General features: G+C 51.6%; 17 protein-coding genes. All 17 read left to right on the top strand.

What is annotated here, in order from left to right; genetic code table 11:
* Positions 1–7 precede the first annotated feature (7 nt).
* The 17 genes from mshL (at position 8) to EIZ48_RS13660 (ending at position 18,627) form a co-directional block, all read left to right on the top strand.
* Entirely contained in the window at positions 8–1,675 is a 1,668-nt protein-coding gene (gene mshL / locus EIZ48_RS13740) for a pilus (MSHA type) biogenesis protein MshL (protein ID WP_160652344.1), read from the top strand.
* Between the two features lie 3 nt (positions 1,676–1,678).
* Positions 1,679–2,521: an ExeA family protein gene (locus EIZ48_RS13735; protein WP_160652341.1), complete on the top strand. Its 843-nt coding sequence runs from the start codon at positions 1,679–1,681 to the stop codon at positions 2,519–2,521.
* Positions 2,488–3,798, top strand: coding sequence for a tetratricopeptide repeat protein (locus EIZ48_RS13730; RefSeq protein WP_240152966.1), 1,311 nt, complete (start codon positions 2,488–2,490; stop codon positions 3,796–3,798). Before EIZ48_RS13735 ends, EIZ48_RS13730 begins: the two co-directional genes overlap by 34 nt.
* A gap of 5 nt (positions 3,799–3,803) precedes the next feature.
* Positions 3,804–5,549: a GspE/PulE family protein gene (locus tag EIZ48_RS13725; protein WP_160652338.1), complete on the top strand. Its 1,746-nt coding sequence runs from the start codon at positions 3,804–3,806 to the stop codon at positions 5,547–5,549.
* 21 nt (positions 5,550–5,570) lie between these two features.
* Positions 5,571–6,791, top strand: a complete 1,221-nt coding sequence (locus EIZ48_RS13720) for a type II secretion system F family protein (protein ID WP_075762418.1) — start codon at positions 5,571–5,573, stop codon at positions 6,789–6,791.
* A gap of 67 nt (positions 6,792–6,858) precedes the next feature.
* A complete protein-coding gene (locus EIZ48_RS13715; protein ID WP_160652336.1) occupies positions 6,859–7,263 on the top strand; it encodes a hypothetical protein in 405 nt (134 codons plus the stop codon).
* A 19-nt stretch (positions 7,264–7,282) separates the two neighbouring features.
* Complete coding sequence (locus EIZ48_RS13710; protein ID WP_160652333.1) at positions 7,283–7,870, top strand: prepilin-type N-terminal cleavage/methylation domain-containing protein; 588 nt, start codon at positions 7,283–7,285, stop codon at positions 7,868–7,870.
* 13 nt (positions 7,871–7,883) lie between these two features.
* On the top strand, positions 7,884–8,390 hold the full coding sequence (locus EIZ48_RS13705) for a prepilin-type N-terminal cleavage/methylation domain-containing protein (RefSeq protein WP_160652330.1): 507 nt from the start codon (positions 7,884–7,886) through the stop codon (positions 8,388–8,390).
* Between the two features lie 96 nt (positions 8,391–8,486).
* Positions 8,487–9,008: a pilus assembly FimT family protein gene (locus EIZ48_RS13700; protein ID WP_160652328.1), complete on the top strand. Its 522-nt coding sequence runs from the start codon at positions 8,487–8,489 to the stop codon at positions 9,006–9,008.
* On the top strand, positions 8,995–9,705 hold the full coding sequence (locus EIZ48_RS13695; RefSeq protein WP_160652325.1) for a type IV pilus modification PilV family protein: 711 nt from the start codon (positions 8,995–8,997) through the stop codon (positions 9,703–9,705). Before EIZ48_RS13700 ends, EIZ48_RS13695 begins: the two co-directional genes overlap by 14 nt.
* Positions 9,705–10,430: a PilW family protein gene (locus EIZ48_RS13690; RefSeq protein WP_160652322.1), complete on the top strand. Its 726-nt coding sequence runs from the start codon at positions 9,705–9,707 to the stop codon at positions 10,428–10,430. Before EIZ48_RS13695 ends, EIZ48_RS13690 begins: the two co-directional genes overlap by 1 nt.
* Positions 10,420–10,857, top strand: a complete 438-nt coding sequence (locus EIZ48_RS13685) for a hypothetical protein (protein ID WP_160652319.1) — start codon at positions 10,420–10,422, stop codon at positions 10,855–10,857. Before EIZ48_RS13690 ends, EIZ48_RS13685 begins: the two co-directional genes overlap by 11 nt.
* Before the next feature lie 8 nt (positions 10,858–10,865).
* Complete coding sequence (locus EIZ48_RS13680) at positions 10,866–15,419, top strand: DUF6701 domain-containing protein (protein ID WP_160652316.1); 4,554 nt, start codon at positions 10,866–10,868, stop codon at positions 15,417–15,419.
* A 117-nt stretch (positions 15,420–15,536) separates the two neighbouring features.
* Positions 15,537–16,580 carry a rod shape-determining protein MreB gene (mreB, locus tag EIZ48_RS13675; protein ID WP_075762409.1) on the top strand — a complete coding sequence of 348 codons (1,044 nt, stop codon included), beginning with the start codon at positions 15,537–15,539 and terminating at the stop codon, positions 16,578–16,580.
* Between the two features lie 40 nt (positions 16,581–16,620).
* Positions 16,621–17,481, top strand: a complete 861-nt coding sequence (gene mreC, locus EIZ48_RS13670; RefSeq protein WP_160652314.1) for a rod shape-determining protein MreC — start codon at positions 16,621–16,623, stop codon at positions 17,479–17,481.
* Entirely contained in the window at positions 17,471–17,959 is a 489-nt protein-coding gene (gene mreD / locus EIZ48_RS13665) for a rod shape-determining protein MreD (protein ID WP_160652311.1), read from the top strand. The genes mreC and mreD overlap by 11 nt, the downstream gene beginning before the upstream one ends.
* 89 nt (positions 17,960–18,048) lie before the next feature.
* Positions 18,049–18,627: a Maf family protein gene (locus tag EIZ48_RS13660; RefSeq protein WP_160652308.1), complete on the top strand. Its 579-nt coding sequence runs from the start codon at positions 18,049–18,051 to the stop codon at positions 18,625–18,627.
* The last annotated feature ends 5 nt before the right edge of the window (positions 18,628–18,632 follow it).

The raw sequence follows: 18,632 nt of genomic DNA, 5'->3' as shown, positions 1-18,632 counted from the left end.
GGTTAACATGCGTGGATTAGTAGTTGGGATCGTGATGGCGTCTCTGATCGGTTGTTCGGCCAATATGGGACATCGTGATCCCGTAGAAGTCAAAGGTGCGCTGAACGAAGCGGTAAATGAAGCCAACAGTCGTCCGCTGGTGGAGCTGCCTTCGGCTGTCAGTGCGGATCTGATGCCGACACTTGACAGCGGTGATTATGTCTCTAGTACGGCGTTGGAGAAGCGTTTTCGTGTTAATGCCCGAAATGTCGATGCCCGTGCTTTTTTTGGCAGCCTGGTCAAAGGCACGCCTTTCAATATGGTGCTTCATCCTGAGGTTAAAGGACGAATATCCCTGACATTAAAGGATGTTACGCTGGATGAGGTGCTGGAGGTCGTCTCGGACATCTATGGCTATAACACCACCCGAAAGGGCAATATTATTCAGATCTTCCCGGCGACGCTTCGCACTGAGGTGATCCCGGTTGACTACCTGCAGCTTAAACGCCGTGGTGTGTCGCTGACTTCCCTGACAACCGGCTCGATCACTAACAGTGACTCGAACTCATCTTCCAGCGGTACAACGGGTAATAGTAGCTCGAGTGGCAACAATAGTAGCGGAAACAGCAATAGTAATAACAATTCAAGTACTGCCACTGGTGGTACGACGATCGAAACCACGTCTGAAAGTGATTTTTGGCAGCAGTTGGAGAAAGCGGTTCAGGCAATGATCGGCAGCGGGCAGGGAAGAAGCATTGTTGTCTCTCCGCAGGCAAGCCTGATCTCGGTGCGCGCATTTCCTAACGAATTGCGTGAAGTGAAGGAGTTTCTCGGGGTGTCCCAGCAGCGTCTGAAACGTCAGGTGGTGCTGGAAGCGAAAATTATGGAAGTCACCCTGAGTGATGGTTATCAGCAGGGCATTAACTGGAGCAATATCACCAAGACGATTGGCGGTACGGAAATTATCTTTGGCCGCCCGACGACTAATCCGATTCCGTCACTGCCTGGCGATGCAATTTCCAACCTGCTTGGCGGACAGACCAATGTCACCATCCAGGATGGCAACTTTGAAGCGGTATTGAGCTTCCTCGACACCCAGGGTGATCTGAACGTATTGTCCAGCCCTCGCGTAACGGCTGCCAATAACCAGAAGGCGGTGATCAAAGTGGGGGGTGATCAGTACTTTGTGACTGATATTTCCGGAGGCGAAGTCAACAGTGATGGTGGTACGGCGTCGCCGGATATTGAGCTGACTCCGTTTTTCTCCGGTATTTCGTTGGATGTGACACCACAAATCGACGATGACGGCGGCGTGCTGCTGCATGTTCACCCGACAGTCGTCGACGTGGAAACGGAAATTCAGAGTATAGAGCTGGGTCAAACGTTTGGTACCTATAAACTACCATTGGCTAAAAGCTCGGTGCGCGAATCTGACTCTGTAATCCACGCCCGTACCGGGGATGTGGTGGTCATCGGTGGCCTGATGAAATCGGCTACCAATGATCAGGTCTCCAAAGTGCCTTTGCTGGGTGATATCCCGATGCTTGGTCACCTATTCCGGAATGTGAGTAAGCTCCAGACCAAAACGGAGCTGGTGATTTTGCTTAAACCGACGGTTGTCGGTGAGCAGACCTGGCAGGAGGAAATCGAACGCTCCCGGGCGCTGATCACTGAATGGTTCCCTGAAGAGGGGTAAGCCATGTACCAGTCGCACTTTGGCCTTGAGGAATTACCCTTCTCGCTGACCCCGAATACCGCGTTGTTTTATGCATTGCCTCCCCACCTGGAGGCGATCCAGACGACGCTGGCCGCCTTGGAAATGGGGGAAGGCATTATTCAGATTTCCGGTGAGGTCGGTACGGGAAAAACCCTGGTTTGCCGAATGCTGATAAAACAGCTGCCGGAGCTGTTCGAATTGGCGTACCTGCCCACACCCGCGGCCAGCGGCCATGAGCTTCGTCTGGCATTGGCGCGAGAGTTGGCCATTTCGGTCGAGGGCGATAATACCGCCGTGACAGAGCAGCTTCAGCAAGCACTTATTGAACGTAAAGCTGCCGGAAAATCTGTGGTGGTACTGCTCGACGAGGCGCAGGCACTGCCTGATGATGCGCTGGAAACACTCCGCCTGCTCGGAAATTTGGAAACAGAACATGAGAAGTTGCTGCATATCGTATTGCTGGGCCAGCCAGAGCTGGATCACCGGCTCGACCAGCATCATATGCGTCAGCTTCGGCAACGTATTACATTCAGAGCCTGTCTGCGTCCGTTGGATCTGGCCGAGACCATTGCCTATATCGAGTTTCGCCTGAGTAGTGCAGGCTGCCAGCGGGAGTTGTTCGAGCTGGCGCAATATCGTGAGCTTTGGAAAGCCAGTCAGGGGATCCCTCGGCTTATCAATCAGCTTTGTCATAAAGCATTAATCGCAGCAAGCAGCAGTAATGCGCAGTCAGTAGGTCGGAAAGAAGTCTTGATGGCAGTAAAAGATACATTAGGGGCACGTCAGCCTAAATGGACGTACCCGGTGCTGTGGGGATGGCACTGAATATGAGCGAGATAAATAAAAAGCTTAATGCGCTGAATCAGCAAAAGAACCCTTCCTCAGTCGCCGCGCAACCTTTGCAGGCCGCGGTCGTTAAACCGGTTCCGAAAAATCATGGGCCGAAATGGGCGGTGTTTGGTGTATGTGCGGCGTTGATAGTGGGAGGTGCAGGTTGGTGGCTGGGGGCGAATAGTCATGCAGTTAGTCCAGCTCCCGCAACAGTTGATGTGCTGTCAGCCCCAGTTGTGCCAGAGTACCAACATGTGATTTCAGGCACAGAGTATGATGCAGTACCAGCGCCGAATGCGGCTGTTGAAGTCGCCCAGGCGAGAGCCGATGTTGAGCCAGTTGTAACTCAAGTCTTAGAGCAACAAGGTGATAAAGAGACAAAGCCGACAACAGAGCCGCTCTCGGTGATTGAGGCCAAGACAGTGCCGAGGGTCGTGCGTGAGGATAAACCAAGGATAAAAAAAGCGGCTCAACAGGCGCCAGCTCCGAAACCAGCGGTGAAGTCCAGCGCAGAGCAAGAAGCTCGTCCAAGGCAAGCGCTTAAACCAAAGCAAGAATTTAAGCCAAAGTCAGCGCTCAAGCCAGAGCAAGGCTCCAGCCGGGTAGCTGTGCGAGAGAATTCAACGACTCAACCGGTGGAGCGTGATGATGAAGCGCCTGCTGAAGAGTTAATGATTGAAACCGTTGAGCTCGATGCCGAACAGCTTGCCAATGTGGAGTATAAAAAAGCGCAGAAAGCCCTGAAGGCTGGTGATAGCCGCAAAGCCATTGGTTTTCTGAAGCAGACGTTGAAATATCAGCCGGAATGGATCAGGGCCCGGCAAAAACTCGCGGCCCTGTATTACGGGCGGGGAGATATTCGCAAGGCGATTGCCACGCTCCAAGACGGACTGGTGCTTGATGGCGATCAGCCAGATTTGCGCCTGACGATGGCAAAGCTGCTGGTTAACGAATCTCAGCAGCAGGCTGCTCTGAATGTATTGAGCCGAATGCCCAAAAAGAACCACAGTGGCTATCTCGCGATGCGCGGCGCCCTGGCCCAGCAGTTGAATAACAACGAGCTGGCGATGAGCAGCTATCAATTGCTGGTTACAGAAGAGCCTTATGATGGCCGCTGGTGGCTGGGTTTGGGGATTGCCCTGGAGCGCAGCAAAGACGCTGAGAAAGCACTGGATGCCTATAAACAGGCCTTGTTGATGGGACGAATTTCATCGCAGTCACAACAGTTTATCCAACAGCGCCTGGCGCTGCTTGAGGCTCGGGAGGGCTAAGCGCAATGCAAATTAGATTAAGAAAGCGCCTTGGCGATCTGTTGGTAGAAGAGGGCATAGTCACCCAGGATCAGCTAGAGCAGGCGCTGGGCAAACAGCAGACGACCGGCCGCAAGCTGGGGGATACCCTGATCAGCATGGGGTTTTTGAGTGAGCAGCAGATGCTTTCTTTCCTGTCTCGTCAGCTGGATATTCCCTTGGTCGATCTTACCCGGGTATCGGTTGATGCCGACTCGGTGTCATTGCTCTCCGAGGTGCACGCCCGTCGCCTGCGGGCACTGGTTATTGGCGTACGGGGCGATACCGTTCGGGTGGCGATGAGCGATCCGGCAGATCTGGCTGCGCAGGAGGCTGTTTACGATCAACTGGCACAATACCGGGTTGAGCTGGTTATTGCGCCCGAGCGTCAGTTGATTTCCGCTTTTGACCGCTATTACCGCCGGACCCAGGAAATCGTCTCGTTTGCCGAGCAGTTACAGGCCGAGCATCAAAGCGAAACGGATTATAGTTTTGGTTTTGATGATTCTGACAATGACGAAGTGACCGTTGTTAAGCTGATTAACTCCTTGTTTGAGGATGCGATCCAGGTTGGTGCGTCAGATATCCATATCGAGCCCGATGCCGATGTGCTGCGTATTCGCCAGCGTATCGATGGGGTATTGCATGAAACCTTGCTTAATGAGGCCAGTGTGTCGGCGGCTTTGGTGCTGCGCCTGAAGCTGATGAGCGGACTGGATATCTCGGAAAAGCGTCTGCCGCAAGACGGCCGGTTTAACGTCAAGGTTCGCGGCCACTCGGTGGATGTGCGTGTGTCTACGATGCCGGTTCAGCACGGTGAGTCCGTGGTGATGCGTTTGCTTGATCAGTCGGCAGGTATCCTGAGCCTGGAAGAGATCGGTATGCCCGCTGACTTGCTGCCGCGTTTTCGTCGCCAGCTCAAGCGGCCGCATGGGATGATCCTGGTGACCGGCCCGACCGGGTCCGGTAAAACCACCACTCTCTACGGTGCCCTCAGTGAGCTGAACAAGCCAGGCAAGAAGCTGATCACGGCAGAAGATCCGGTGGAATATCGCCTGCCCCGGGTTAATCAGGTTCAGGTAAACAGCAAGATTGGCTTGACGTTTTCATCAATCCTGCGAACGTTTCTTCGTCAGGATCCCGATATTATTCTGGTCGGTGAGATGCGCGATCAGGAAACGGTCGAAATCGGCCTGCGATCGGCGCTGACGGGTCACTTGGTATTGTCGACCCTGCACACCAACGATGCAATTGACAGTGCGCTGCGAATGATGGACATGGAGGCGCCGGGTTATCTGGTAGCCAGTGCTGTTCGTGCCGTGTTGGCTCAGCGCCTGGTGCGTCGGGTGTGTAAAGACTGCACCGAACGCGAAGAGCTGGACGGGGCCAAGCAGCAATGGCTCAAGGCTCGTTTCCCGCTGCATCTTCACCGTGAGTTCCACCGGGGAAGAGGTTGCCAAAGCTGCAACTTTACCGGTTATAAAGGGCGTATCGGGGTCTTTGAACTGCTTGAGCTGGATCAGCCGATGATGGATGCACTGCGTGCCAATGATGCGGTGTTGTTTAGCCAGATAGCCCGTAACGCCTCTGGCTACAAACCACTGATTGAGTCAGCCATGGAGCTGGCGCTTGAAGGGCGCACGAGCCTGGAGGAAGTGCTGTTGCTGGGTGAAGGCGATTTGAATACCACTGATTTTATTGCCGCTGATCTCAATGACGGCCACGTGCTGTGATTGTGCGATAGGAGCTAGTATATGCCGGTATTTAACTATCGCGGACGGGATAACCAAGGCGGTCTGAAGCGTGGCCAAATCGAAGCGGCCAGCCAGGATGCAGCGGCTGATCTGCTGATGCGACAGGGCATCATCCCGTTGGAGATCCGTCAGGGGAAAGCCGAGGGACAAGGTTGGGATCTCCAGTCTATGTTTCAAAGCCGGGTGCCGCTGGAGATACTGGTGATATTTAGTCGCCAGCTCTATAGCCTCACCAAGGCTGGCGTGCCTTTGCTGCGGGCCATTAAAGGGTTGAGTCAGAGTTCGTCACATCCGCTAATGAAGGAAGCATTAGATGCGGTTACGGATGAACTGACCAATGGTCGCTCACTGTCGGTCTCGATGAAGCAGCATCCACGGGTGTTTTCGGAGCTGTATGTGTCGATGATCCATGTCGGCGAAAATACGGGGCGACTGGATGAGTCGCTGCTGCAACTGGCGAACTATTTCGAGCAGGAAATGGAGACCCGGCGCCGGATCAAATCGGCGATGCGTTATCCGACCTTTGTGATCTCGGCAATTATGCTGGCGATGGTCGTGCTGAACGTTAAGGTGATCCCGCAGTTTACCTCTATGTTCAGCCGGTTCGGGGTGGATCTCCCTCTGCCGACCCGGATATTGATCGCCAGTTCGAACTTTTTTGTTAATTATTGGCCACTGTTGCTAGGCGGACTGGTGGCTAGCTGGATCGGGATCAGAATGTGGCGCCAGACACCGGCTGGTAATGAAAAGTGGGACCGGTGGCGGCTGAAAGTGCCGATTGTTGGTGATATCGTCAACCGGGCCCAGTTATCGCGCTTTTCGCGCACCTTTTCCCTGATGATCCGTGCTGGTGTGCCTTTGAACCAGGCGATCCAGATGGCAGCAGAGGCCCTGGGTAACCGCTTTCTCGAAAATCGTCTGATAGAGATGAAAAACGGTATCGAGGGCGGTAATACCATAGCCAGTACGGCCAGCCAGTCAGGGGTGTTTACGCCACTGGTATTGCAGATGATTGCCGTGGGTGAAGAAACCGGTCAGGTTGATGACTTGTTGCTCGAAGTCTCCGACTTTTATGATCGCGAGGTTGATTATGACCTGAAAACGCTGACTGCCCGGATAGAGCCGCTTCTGTTGCTGATTGTGGCAATTATGGTTCTGTTGTTGGCGTTGGGGATTTTCTTACCGATGTGGAGTCTGCTTGATGTGGCTAGAGGCGTTTAACCGGCGGCAGAAAAGACGTCTTCAGCATTTCATCTGGTTTTGCGGTAGTGGCCTTATTGTCGCAGCGATGCTGACAAAAGGTATAGAAATAAAACAAGAGGCAGAGCACGCCAGGCTGAGTGTACTCAAGCAGACCTTTTACAAAAGTGCTTCTGCCCTGCGTCAGCAGTGGGAGCTTGAAGGCAAGCCTGCTCGGTTAGAGATAGCGACAATCGATGTCGAGTTTACCCCTCGCGGCTGGCCGGTTGTTATCACTGATGGCCAAATGGATTGTCAAAAAATGTGGGATCTGCTGGCCTCCAGAGGGGGCTCTGTATCGTTTATTCAGTTTAGGTCAAAAAAAGAACTGAGATCAGGTCGATATAATTCGTGTTATTACCAAATAAGTGACGGTAATTGGCTGGAATTATATTTTAAAAATGAGAGAATACGCATTAACGGCTTTTTGACGGATCAAGCGTCGTTTTTATGACGAATAGAGAAGTATCAAAATGAACAAACAACGCGGATTTTCCCTTGTAGAGCTCGTTATTGTGATTATCGTTGTCGGCCTGCTGGCGGCAACGGCACTGCCTCGATTTCTGCAGGTCACCGATGAGGCCAAGAAAGCCTCGATAGAAGGTGTTGCCGGAGGTTTCGCGACGGCAGTCCTGTCTGCCCGTGCTCAATGGGAAGCCTATGGCCGACCAGCAAACAGCAGTGGCCAGTATCTGGTTGACTATGATGGTACCGACTTTTTGCTGACCAAAGCAACAACCGATAAGAGTGTGCGTGATGGTTATCCGTATGCATTGACGACCGGCAATTCAAATGTCGGTGCCATCAATGCCACAGACTGTCAGGCGTTACTGGAGAATTTGTTACAAAACCCGCCGCTGGCAACAACCAACAGCAGTGATGCCGCGAGCGGAAACTATGTGTTTTACGTTAAAGCTGGTACTGATAATTCAGCAAAGCTTTGTCGTTATTACCAGCTGGCTTCGGCCGGAACGAATGGGTCGGGCTCAACCGATGTTGAGGCCGGACATTCATTTACATATAAACCGGCTTTGGGCCGTGTCGAAGTCAATTTGAAATAAGTAGGAGTAAGTTATGAAACGTCAGGGCGGTTTTACGCTAATTGAATTGGTGGTTGTGATTGTAATTTTGGGTATTCTGGCGGTAACCGCAGCACCTAAATTCATGAACTTCCAGGATGACGCACGTAAGGCATCATTGCAGGGTTTGAAAGGAGCTATTGATGGTGCAGCTGGTATCGTATACGGTAAGTCAGCTCTAACTGGTGTAGACGGTAAGGAAAAAACTGCTACTCCAGTTCCTGCTGCAGATGGAGTTAACACCCACTTAGGATATCCAACTGCACAAACTACCGGAATTAAAGCGGCAGTAACTGGACTAGACAGTGCCGATTGGCAGTCTGCATACGCAGCAGACAATACAACTAATAAGGCGGTATTCACCTTTAAAGGTAAGGCAACAGCGGATACTATCGCTGCAATAGAAACAACTAATTGTTATGTTTCTTACACAGAAGCTACGGGTACAACTGCAGCTTCTGCAGCTAAAACAACTATCAAAGATAGTGGTTGTAATAATTAGTAATTAGAGCCTCAATGAGGCTCTATTTTAAAAGGGCGCTTTACGGCGTCTTTTTAAAATAGGACTTGATTACATTTTTATTATATAGGGTGGACAATGCCCGGCACTGAACGTGGATTTACATTGGTTGAGCTGGTGGTTGTCATTATTCTTATTGGCATACTCGGTGCCACCGCAACTTCGAAAATGATCGGCCCCAGCAGCTTCGATGCACACCTGAACCGTGATCAGGCGGTTGCCATTGCCAGACAAGTCCAAACCCTGTCGATGAACCACTCGATCTCATCGGCTACTGACCCTAATGCCTCCTGTTATACCTTGCAAATCACATCGGGTTATTTGGGTAGTCCTCGCTGTGAGAATGTCCTGCCGAGTATGCCGCCGGCACTGACGGCTGCTGATAATAACCTGAGCCTGTCCGCCGAAGGTCTAACTGTCACCAACTTGTATTTTGATATGCTGGGACAGCCCTTTTACTTTACCGGCTCTGGTGACAATGAGGCGCGGGTCTATGCCTGCCGAAGTAACTCGGGCTGCAAGATCACTTTCCGCTCGGGAGGCAATGAGACAACCACCATGTGTATCAATCAGGAAGGGTATATCTATGCCGGTTGCTAGTGGTCCGTGTTTAAGGCTAACAGTCAGGCAGGCAGGTTTTACCCTGATAGAAGGGATTATCAGCATCGTGATCCTGGGCATTGCCATGATCACGCTCACCAGCTTTCTGTTTCCTCAGGCTGAACGCTCGGCAACGCCGTATTATCAGGCCCGTGCTTCTGCAATCGGCAATGCCTTTCTTAATGAAGTACTGTCGCGCAAATTTGACGAATATAGCGATCCATTCGGAGACAGTGCGGTGCGCTGCGGTGAAGCCGGGGCACAGCCGTGTACAGTACCGGAAAACTCAGGTAGCTGGCCGCGGGATGATGTCCAGCAGGATGGGACCAGCAAAGAGTATTTTGCCTACGTTGATCCGATCAGCGGTGATCGACTGGGCTGGGGGCTGATGGTCTCTGCCGCTGATGATGTCGATGACTTTCACGGCTGCTGGGGGGATTTCTCTCTGTGTGGCAAGCGCTATAGCAGTAACCAATTTCCCTGGCGCGGGTTTATTGAGAACCTGCTGGCAGACGAGCAGGGGAAAAATGAGCGTTATCTGAACATGACGGTAAAAATTGCGGTCAGCTACGATACCTCCCTTAATACCAGCTATCCAAATAACGCTTTTCCTCATCAGCACAAGCGGATTGATGTCGAGGTCGATACCGGCCGTTATGGCACCTATGACTTTGTTGCCTATAGGAGTAATTACTGATGAGGTGGCAAAGAGGCTTTACCCTGGTTGAAATGGTGATGGCCTTGGTGATCCTTGGCTTTATTTCACTGGCTATCGGTAGTTACCTGCAGTTGGGGACGCAGGGATATGTCGATACGGTAAACCGTGACCGGGCCCAGTCGATTGCGCGCTTTGCCTTGGAAAAAATCACCCGGGAGGTGCGTCATGCCGCGCCTAACAGTATCTCGACATCCAACTTCGGCACTTGTCTGTCTTTTTATCCGGTCAGGTACTCTGGCTTTTATCAGGGAAATCCCGATAGCGCAGCAATGAGCCTTGTCCCGGCAATAGGTTCGGCCACCGAATGGAAAGCGATTAATGCGCAGGCTGGCTTGGCCCTGGCGATTGGCTTGCCGTCGGCCATGGAATATGAGGCTAAACGAGATCAAAATAAGATTAATTCTGTCGCTGACGGGACCGAGCAAGGTGAGCTGACCGTTAACCTTGCTGCCTCGCCCGTATATTCTTCACCAGCGAAGCGAGCCTATGTCTATGGCGATAAAGTCGAATATTGCCTGGCGGGAAACTTGTTGACCCGGCAAGGGAATCGGATTGCCGAGGACGTGAAGTCTGTCGAATTCGTTGTTGAAGGGGCAGGATTGCAAAATAACGGTATGGTGCATATTTCATTGGTGATTGAGAAAGCCAATACTGGTGAAGCTTTTTCCTATAACCACACAGTGCAGGTGATTAATGTCCTATAGCAAACAACGTGGCAGCGCCCTGATTGTCTCGGTGTTTATTATCACTGTGATGGCGGGGTTTGCCGCCGCAATGATCCGGATCGACTGGTCTGGTCAGGAGACGACCTCGCGGGAAGTGTTTGCGACCCGGGCGTGGTTTGCGGCGCACTCGGGCAATGAGTATGTCCTGAGCCAGTTGTTTCCGCTGGGCCAGAAGGACTCTGAGCCTGGTGCCTGCTCTCAAGGGGGAAACACTGATACCAAAACCTATTCGATGAATGCCAGCCTGTTTCAATGCAAGAGCGTGACCGTGGTTTGTACCCGTTTTAAATACGGCCCGGACTCACAAGCCTCCTATAAATATCAGTTGGAAAGCAGTGCAACCTGCGGCAGTGGTAAGTTTGCGACCACTCGCATTCAGGAAACCTGGGCAAAGGATCTCCCATGAGAAAGTGTATGAGAACTAACAGACTCGTTTTTTTCTATTGGCTGTTTGCCTTGCTCGTTAGCCTGACAAGCCCGTCGACCCAGGCAGCGCAGTGCTTAAGTAACGGAGCCTCCGTCAACGCTAAAAACGACTTTTGTATTACGGTAAATCTGGTATCTGATGGTAGCAACCGGATAAGAATTGAAGGGAACTATTACTACCATCCTATCTGGACGGATGATAGAAGATACTTTGGCTATGGGCAGGGAATCAATGAAACGGGCTACCTTAATGATGGCAAAGAGCATCAGTTCCAGATCAAGTTTGTTAATACATCTGCATATAACTCCAGAAATATAGAGGGTTGGCTAGAGTACAGTGTCGATGGCACCTATATCTCATCGACATACCTAGACATTCGAGATCGGGTTGATGCTGATAAGTTTGACCCTTATATCAATGTCAGGGTACTTGGCAACAATGTCTCTGGCACCTGTCTGAGCGAAGGGAACTGCGGTAGTTTGCCCTTGCCTGAGCCTGACAAGGAGTACAGCACGGATGCCCGGTATGAATTTGGGGTTCAGTCCTGTTCTTCAAGTAGCTGTACGATTTCTTTAGATAATAATTATACGATCACGCCGCTGGTCTTTTTAATGCCGACCATTGACCCGTCAGATCCTGACGCTGACGAACCAGCCACTTTGGTGGTTACCGGGGTTGATAAGGATGCCAAGACGGTCACCTTTGCGCAGAAAAATCCTGAAAACGGCTGGGATTCAACCCAAATGACTCAGATCAGCTATCTGGTCATGGAACCCGGCATAGCCGACTTTAATGGCAAGAAAGTGATCGCAGGTTATACCGATACCCAGTCGTATCAGGCGCAGGGCGTATCGGGTAGCTGGCAGACGAATATTCGGTTTTCGGACTGGGGCGGTAGCTTTAATGCAACCCCGGTGGTGTTGACCCAATTGCAGGCCTTAAATCAAAACTCTATTTTTGCTACCTCAGCGATTAGCGGGATCACCTCAGAGAAAGTCGACTTGGCTTTGGAGCTGGGTAGGGGAAGTTATGCGCCGAGTAATGACAGAAGAATCGCTTTTCTTGCCAGCTTGCCGGGAACCGGTGAAACGGTGGTCAATAACCAGCAGGCTAAGTTCGAGTTTGGATTCGAAGCCAGTTTGAATCAGGAAGGCTCGCTGGCCGATTCATGTCAGAATTTGGAGCTGTATTTTACCCGTGCATTTACCGCCCAGCCGGGGGTGATCACGAAAAAGCAAACTCGCGTCGGCGGCGATGGTGGGTGGTTGCGGCGTTGTAACTTATCCAAGCAGAAATTCAGCTTTGTATTTGATGAAGATACATTGGATAGCCGCCGGCATGGCCAGTTTGAGAATATCGGATTTTTTGCCTTTGAGGTGCCCGAGCCAAAATCTATTGATATTTGTGAATATGTCCCTGATGTGGTTCAGTCAAATCAATATTATCTAGGTGACGTTTACGGTAATTTAGCTATAGCTGGGCATGCATATGTATCAACGATTGAACCACGTCATGGGTATTCTTTTCGGTCACCCGTCCAAGATATTGCCGGATGTAAATATGACTCAAATGGTGGTTCGGGCAGTAAGGAGAAGTGTGCGCCTGTCGACAAAAAGGCCGATCTTTTCCCGGACTTGGCAAGTTTTAAAAATAGCGAAAATGAATTTAAGTGTGAGAGCGGGAGCTCGTGTGCTATTTCGCCGGGCGTATATAAGGAAGTTATCGTAAAGGATAGAAAGACACTGACGTTTGCTCCGGGAGAGTATTGGATTAAAGAGCTTAAAGTCGAAAATCGCTCAAAAATTGCGGTCAGTAAAACTCATCAGACGGTAATTCATTTTAAAAAAGCCAAGCTGGAAGAAAGAGCTTCCGTCAATGAACAGGGAAACAGTGAAAACCTATTGCTCATTGGTCACTATGACAGTGGCAATAGTGATGACGAGCTGGAAATGGAGAAGCGGGCAAAGTTATATGGTTATATTTATCTGGACCCTCGAGCGGGTTCTTTAGATCTGGAAAAAGAGAATGCCTATATTTTTGGTGGCGTAACGGCCCCGGTTATTGAGCTCTCGGCTGGCGCCATAATTGGTACGCGCAGCAAGTGCGGAAGCACTACCAGCAAACGTTATTTGGTTATGGCGCCAACAGAAAAATACGCGCTGACCTGTGATAATAACAAGCCGTCTTATACCGCCACCATGATGCTCGATACTACGGGAGACGGGAGCCCCGATACGGTTGATACCGCCTTTAATGGCCCGGTGATTATTGAAAAGCCATCAGGTAAGTCAGTCTGTCTGCAGCGCAAGGGGAGCAGTACTTGCCTGACGTTTGATAGTAACAACCAGGTTCAAGAAAATGCCACCAACGGTGTACTGGAGCTGAACCTTAAGTCTACCGGGATCGGCAAACTGGTATTGAAGGCTTCCACCTCTGAATCCGTGGAAAATACGTTACCGATTGAGTCAGCCTTTACGTTTATGCCTTATCGGTTTGAAGTGCTTCCCAAATCCTCCGCCGGAAAAAGTGACGAGCTGATTGCCGGTAAACCGGAAGATATGTTTGTAGGGGTACTGGCCTGTACCACACCGGAAGGCGGTACGGCAGAGTACATTACGGACTACCAACCTTCATCGTCAAAGCCGATAGAGGTAACGACCAAGTATGAGGCGCCGTTAACGGGTCAGTCTGCGGTTGTTATCGGTAAACCATTTAAATTTACTGATGGTAAAGCCGAGCTGGATAAGGCCCTGTCCTACAATGATGCAGGCAAGGTTACCTTTACACTGAAAGATCCTGCCTTCGGCAAGGCAGAGTACTGCAAGGGTAACAGTGAATGCGAAGGCTTGTTCCCGTCGGGCAGCTCTGGTCTGGAAGGCAGCGCAACGATTTATGTGAGGCCTTATACCTTTGCGCTTTGTGACATTAAGAACCCGGATGATTCTACGCCACGGAACAGCGCCAAAGATAAAACCGATCACTCTGGCACCAGTCAAAGCGGCCCGGGCTTTGCCAAAGCCGGAGAGCCGTTTGAGGCAAGGCTGAAACCTGTGATCTGGTTGGCGGGTGATTCTGTCTCTGGCGACTCCAGTGGTGATAGTAAGACTGACATTCAAGCTTATGGAAGCGGTTGGTGCACCAATAGAAAGGTAACCGAAAACTACTACAGTCCGACCGGCTCGAGTGTTGCAGTCAAAGCGCCGGTCTCTTTGACCATACCTTCTATACCTGCCTCACCGGCAACAACCGCAAGCGTGAAGCCGGAAGGCGGTGTGCTTGGGGGAACCGTGAACTATAGTTTTACCGGCAAAGTATCCGATAGCGGTTGGCTGACAACGAACTTGATCTGGAGCGAAGTCGGCAGTCTCTGGCTTCAGGCGGATGGCGGTTACCAGCTCGATGGACGGTCACTACCGTTAAATCAAAGTACTGTGCAGGTTGGCCGCTTCTACCCGGATCATTTTGTCGTTGTGGTAAAGCCGGGTGGCAGTGAAGGGATCCTTCCGGCAAATGGATCTTTCTCTTATATGGAGCAGCCATTTACCGGCAAGTTTACGGTCAAGGCCATGAACAGCTCGGCCCCGGTCGGTAACTATCATCTTTTTGCCTCGTCGCTACAGGCGGATTTTGGTTTGTGGCTGGGGAGCCTGGTTAACGGTCAGTATGAGGCCTTTGATCTGGCAAGGCTTCATATTTGCAATACTCAACAATGCAAAGCGGACTTGGCTTGGCAAGGCTGGGGCAATGTTGCCCAGGGTACAGAGTCACCGCAAAGCGGGCGAGTCTTTGATGCAACGGGTACTAACGTGGCCGGTAATAACAAGCCGAGGATGACAATTGCCCGGCTTGCAGATACCGGTTTTTCCTGTCCGCTGGATGACCCAAACAGTTGTACCAAGGCAACCAAAGCGGACGGCCCTTATCAGGCCCTCGATTTCAGGGCCAGGGTCAGCAAGTTTGTTGATGGCGTGGATTTTGTCCTGACTGCGACAGATAAAAATCAGCATGCTGTCGGGGCCAAGGTCGACAGGACGGATATCCGTTACGGACGCATGGTGCTGGAAGATGTCGGCGGGCGTGCAGACAGCAAGATAGCGATTCCGCTGCGGGTCGAATATTGGGACGGCAATGATTTTGTGACCAATACGGATGACAGCTTATCGACATTTGACGGAGATAATTACTGTAAGCAGATCATTGCCCAATCCGATTCTACGGTGACAGACAGCAGGTCTAAGACATCGGGAGAAGGAAACGTTACGGCCGGAGAGATAAGTTCCGGTGAGTTTGTGGCACTGCCGCACACTAAAACGAATTACCGAGAGCAAGTTGAGTTCTGGCAGCGGCTGACATCGACCACTCCCGCTAAACTCAAGGCGGGTGATTGTTCCGGCAACCACTCTAATCAGCCCTGGTTGCAGTACAACTGGCGTCAATTTGGTGATGAAAGCCCATCTGCCGTTGTGACCTTCGGTGTTTACCGAGGCAACGATCGCATCATTTATCGTGGAGAAAAGGGGATGAATCAGCTGCTCAACTAAATAAAATGCGGATCTGTGGCAGGTTTGACAAAGCTTACCTTGTCTCGATCCGTGCCCCTTGATACATTTAGCGCAATTTAACGAATTTTGTAAGCTTGCAGGAATTAGCCGAAGACTATGTTTAAAAAACTTCGTGGCATGTTTTCTAATGACCTGTCTATTGACCTGGGTACTGCCAACACCCTTATTTATGTCAAAGGACAGGGCATCGTACTCGATGAACCATCAGTAGTAGCTATTCGTCAGGACCGAGCTGGCGCAACCAAAAGTGTTGCAGCCGTAGGTCACGACGCCAAACAAATGCTTGGTCGTACACCTGGCAATATCGCTGCTATCCGTCCAATGAAAGACGGCGTAATTGCCGATTTCTACGTGACCGAGAAAATGCTTCAGCATTTTATCAAGCAGGTCCACGACAACAGCATTCTACGCCCTAGCCCACGCGTACTGGTTGCTGTTCCTTGTGGTTCTACTCAGGTTGAGCGTCGAGCTATCCGTGAATCTGCACAAGGTGCGGGTGCCCGCGAAGTGTATCTGATTGACGAGCCGATGGCGGCTGCAATCGGTGCCGGCATGCCGGTATCGGAAGCGACTGGTTCGATGGTGATCGATATCGGTGGTGGTACTACTGAAGTTGCCGTTATCTCTCTAAACGGCGTGGTTTACTCCTCGTCGGTACGTATCGGCGGTGACCGCTTTGATGAGGCGGTAATCAACTACGTTCGCCGTAACTACGGCAGCCTGATTGGTGAAGCAACGGCCGAGCGTATCAAGCATGAAATCGGTTCGGCATACCCGGGCGATGAAGTACGCGAAATTGAAGTGCGTGGTCGTAACCTGGCTGAAGGTGTACCTCGCAGCTTTACTCTTAACTCCAACGAAATTCTAGAAGCCCTGCAGGAGCCTCTGACCGGTATCGTGTCGGCAGTAATGGTTGCGCTTGAACAGTGTCCGCCAGAGCTGGCATCAGATATCTCTGAGCGCGGCATGGTGCTAACCGGTGGCGGTGCGCTATTGCGCGATCTTGATCGCCTGCTGACAGAAGAAACCGGGATCCCAGTTGTTGTTGCCGAAGATCCGCTAACCTGTGTTGCACGTGGCGGTGGTAAGGCACTGGAAATGATCGACATGCACGGCGGCGATCTCTTCAGCGAAGAATAATGCCATCTTCGGCAATAGACAGAACAGGTTATAGCGTTAGATGAAACCTATATTTGGCAGAGGGCCTTCTCTGCAGTTACGCCTGTTTCTTGCCATATTACTGTCGGTTGGCCTGATGCTGGCCGACAGCCGCCTAGATGCCTTCGCCAATGTACGTTATTTGCTGAACTCAGCGATTTCACCACTCCAGTATGCAGCTAACTTACCTCGTGATTTGTTAGATGGTATGTCAGGTCAGTTGAGCTCCCATCAGCGTTTGTTGGCAGAGAATAAAGCACTTAAGCGTGAATTACTGGTTAAGCAGAGCGATGTGCTGCTGCTGGACCAGTTAAAGCAGGAAAACCAGCGTTTACGCGAGCTGTTGGGCTCACCTTTCGTCCGCGACGAGAAGAAACTGATCGCGGAGGTGATGGCGGTGGACTCTGATCCCTACAGTCACCAGGTGATGATTGACAAGGGGCGGGTTGACGGTGTCTATGAAGGCCAGCCGGTGATCAATGAAAAAGGGATCGTCGGTCAGGTGTCTTATGTCGGCGCCCACAACAGCCGGGTGCTGTTGCTGATCGATCCGACGCATGCGATCCCGATCCAGGTTGTGCGTAACGACATCCGGGTAATTGCCTCGGGCAGCGGTCAGATCGACCAAGTCCAGCTTGAGCACGTACCGAGCAGTACCGATATCGAAGTCGGGGACTTGCTGGTGACATCCGGCCTGGGCGGTCGGTACCCGGAAGGTTATCCGGTTGGACATGTCACCGAGTTTTCGTTTGATAACAAGCGCCCGTTTGCCCAGATAAAGGCAAAACCGACGGTGCAGTTCGACCGCCTGCGTTATTTGTTGCTGGTATGGCCGACCCCGCGGGAAACGCTGATGGTAGGAGATCTCAATAGTGGCGAATAGTCGACCAAGTGGCCGCTTGCTGATTTGGCTATCTTTTATCGTGGCACTGATCCTACAGGCCGCGCCATGGCCCGGCGAGCTGGAGCTGTTCAGGCCTTCATGGGTGCTGCTGGTGGCCTTTTACTGGGTACTGGCACTGCCGCACCGGGTCAATGTCGGAACGGCATTGCTGTTGGGGCTGCTGTGGGACTTGATGCTGGGCTCGACGCTCGGGGTGCGGGGCCTGATGATGTCGGTACTGTGCTATGTCGTTGCCCTGAATTTCCAGGTACTGCGCAACCTCTCTTTGTGGCAGCAGGCCGTTCTGGTTGCCTTACTGACACTGGCCGGCAAACTGGTCGAGTTCTGGGCCGAATATCTGGTCTCAGTGATCACCTTCGAGCCGGAACGGCTCTGGGCCGTGCTGCTGAACTTCCTGCTATGGCCATGGCTGTTTTTGCTGCTGCGGCGAATGCGTCGTAAGTTCTCAATTCGTTAAATTACTTTCCCAACTAGGTCTGTTCGGTGTTAGGTTGTAAAGCATGACATCGAATGGATCTTTTTGATATTTATATAAATGGTATCGTCATGTCTGCACTGCAACTGTATCTGGCTTCGGGATCTCCCCGGCGAAAAGAACTACTGGCTCAGCTGGGTTATACCTTTGAACGGGTTGTCGTAGACGTTGAGGAATGTCACCAGCCGGGCGAGGCACCGGCTGATTATGTCCGGCGCCTATCACAGGAGAAGGCACAGGCCGGGGTGATAGAAACCGATGGCCAGACGCCGGTGCTGGGTTCAGATACAATTGTTGTAGTAGATGATGAAATTCTGGAAAAACCGGAAGACTTTGCCGATGCCAGGCGCATGCTGACTCTGCTGTCCGGCAGGCAGCACCAGGTGATGACGGCCGTTACCCTGGCCACGGCAACACGTAGCAAAACCTGCCTTGTGACCACGAACGTTTGGTTCAAGACTTTGTCAGAACAAGAAATAGAAGCATATTGGCAAAGCGGCGAGCCGCAAGACAAAGCAGGCAGCTATGGCATTCAGGGGATCGGCGGCAAGTTTATTGAGCGCATCGATGGCAGTTATTACGCTGTGGTGGGGTTACCGTTAATGGAAACCGACATCATGGTTCAGGACTTTTTAAGTTTATCAATTTAGAGGCA

The organism is Photobacterium alginatilyticum, from assembly GCF_009910675.1.
In the GTDB taxonomy this organism is placed as follows: domain Bacteria; phylum Pseudomonadota; class Gammaproteobacteria; order Enterobacterales; family Vibrionaceae; genus Photobacterium; species Photobacterium alginatilyticum.
The sequence above is the reverse complement of the archived record's forward strand: the minus strand, read 5'-3'. Positions and strand labels throughout refer to the sequence as shown.

What these genes read in the sequence shown, in the direction of transcription:
- mshL (WP_160652344.1), top strand. Translation starts at nt 8, where the DNA reads ATGCGTGGATTAGTAGTTGGGATCGTGATGGCGTCTCTGATCGGTTGT.
- EIZ48_RS13735 (WP_160652341.1), top strand. Translation starts at nt 1,679, where the DNA reads ATGTACCAGTCGCACTTTGGCCTTGAGGAATTACCCTTCTCGCTGACC.
- EIZ48_RS13730 (WP_240152966.1), top strand. Translation starts at nt 2,488, where the DNA reads ATGGACGTACCCGGTGCTGTGGGGATGGCACTGAATATGAGCGAGATA.
- EIZ48_RS13725 (WP_160652338.1), top strand. Translation starts at nt 3,804, where the DNA reads ATGCAAATTAGATTAAGAAAGCGCCTTGGCGATCTGTTGGTAGAAGAG.
- EIZ48_RS13720 (WP_075762418.1), top strand. Translation starts at nt 5,571, where the DNA reads ATGCCGGTATTTAACTATCGCGGACGGGATAACCAAGGCGGTCTGAAG.
- EIZ48_RS13715 (WP_160652336.1), top strand. Translation starts at nt 6,859, where the DNA reads ATGCTGACAAAAGGTATAGAAATAAAACAAGAGGCAGAGCACGCCAGG.
- EIZ48_RS13710 (WP_160652333.1), top strand. Translation starts at nt 7,283, where the DNA reads ATGAACAAACAACGCGGATTTTCCCTTGTAGAGCTCGTTATTGTGATT.
- EIZ48_RS13705 (WP_160652330.1), top strand. Translation starts at nt 7,884, where the DNA reads ATGAAACGTCAGGGCGGTTTTACGCTAATTGAATTGGTGGTTGTGATT.
- EIZ48_RS13700 (WP_160652328.1), top strand. Translation starts at nt 8,487, where the DNA reads ATGCCCGGCACTGAACGTGGATTTACATTGGTTGAGCTGGTGGTTGTC.
- EIZ48_RS13695 (WP_160652325.1), top strand. Translation starts at nt 8,995, where the DNA reads ATGCCGGTTGCTAGTGGTCCGTGTTTAAGGCTAACAGTCAGGCAGGCA.
- EIZ48_RS13690 (WP_160652322.1), top strand. Translation starts at nt 9,705, where the DNA reads ATGAGGTGGCAAAGAGGCTTTACCCTGGTTGAAATGGTGATGGCCTTG.
- EIZ48_RS13685 (WP_160652319.1), top strand. Translation starts at nt 10,420, where the DNA reads ATGTCCTATAGCAAACAACGTGGCAGCGCCCTGATTGTCTCGGTGTTT.
- EIZ48_RS13680 (WP_160652316.1), top strand. Translation starts at nt 10,866, where the DNA reads ATGAGAACTAACAGACTCGTTTTTTTCTATTGGCTGTTTGCCTTGCTC.
- mreB (WP_075762409.1), top strand. Translation starts at nt 15,537, where the DNA reads ATGTTTAAAAAACTTCGTGGCATGTTTTCTAATGACCTGTCTATTGAC.
- mreC (WP_160652314.1), top strand. Translation starts at nt 16,621, where the DNA reads ATGAAACCTATATTTGGCAGAGGGCCTTCTCTGCAGTTACGCCTGTTT.
- EIZ48_RS13660 (WP_160652308.1), top strand. Translation starts at nt 18,049, where the DNA reads ATGTCTGCACTGCAACTGTATCTGGCTTCGGGATCTCCCCGGCGAAAA.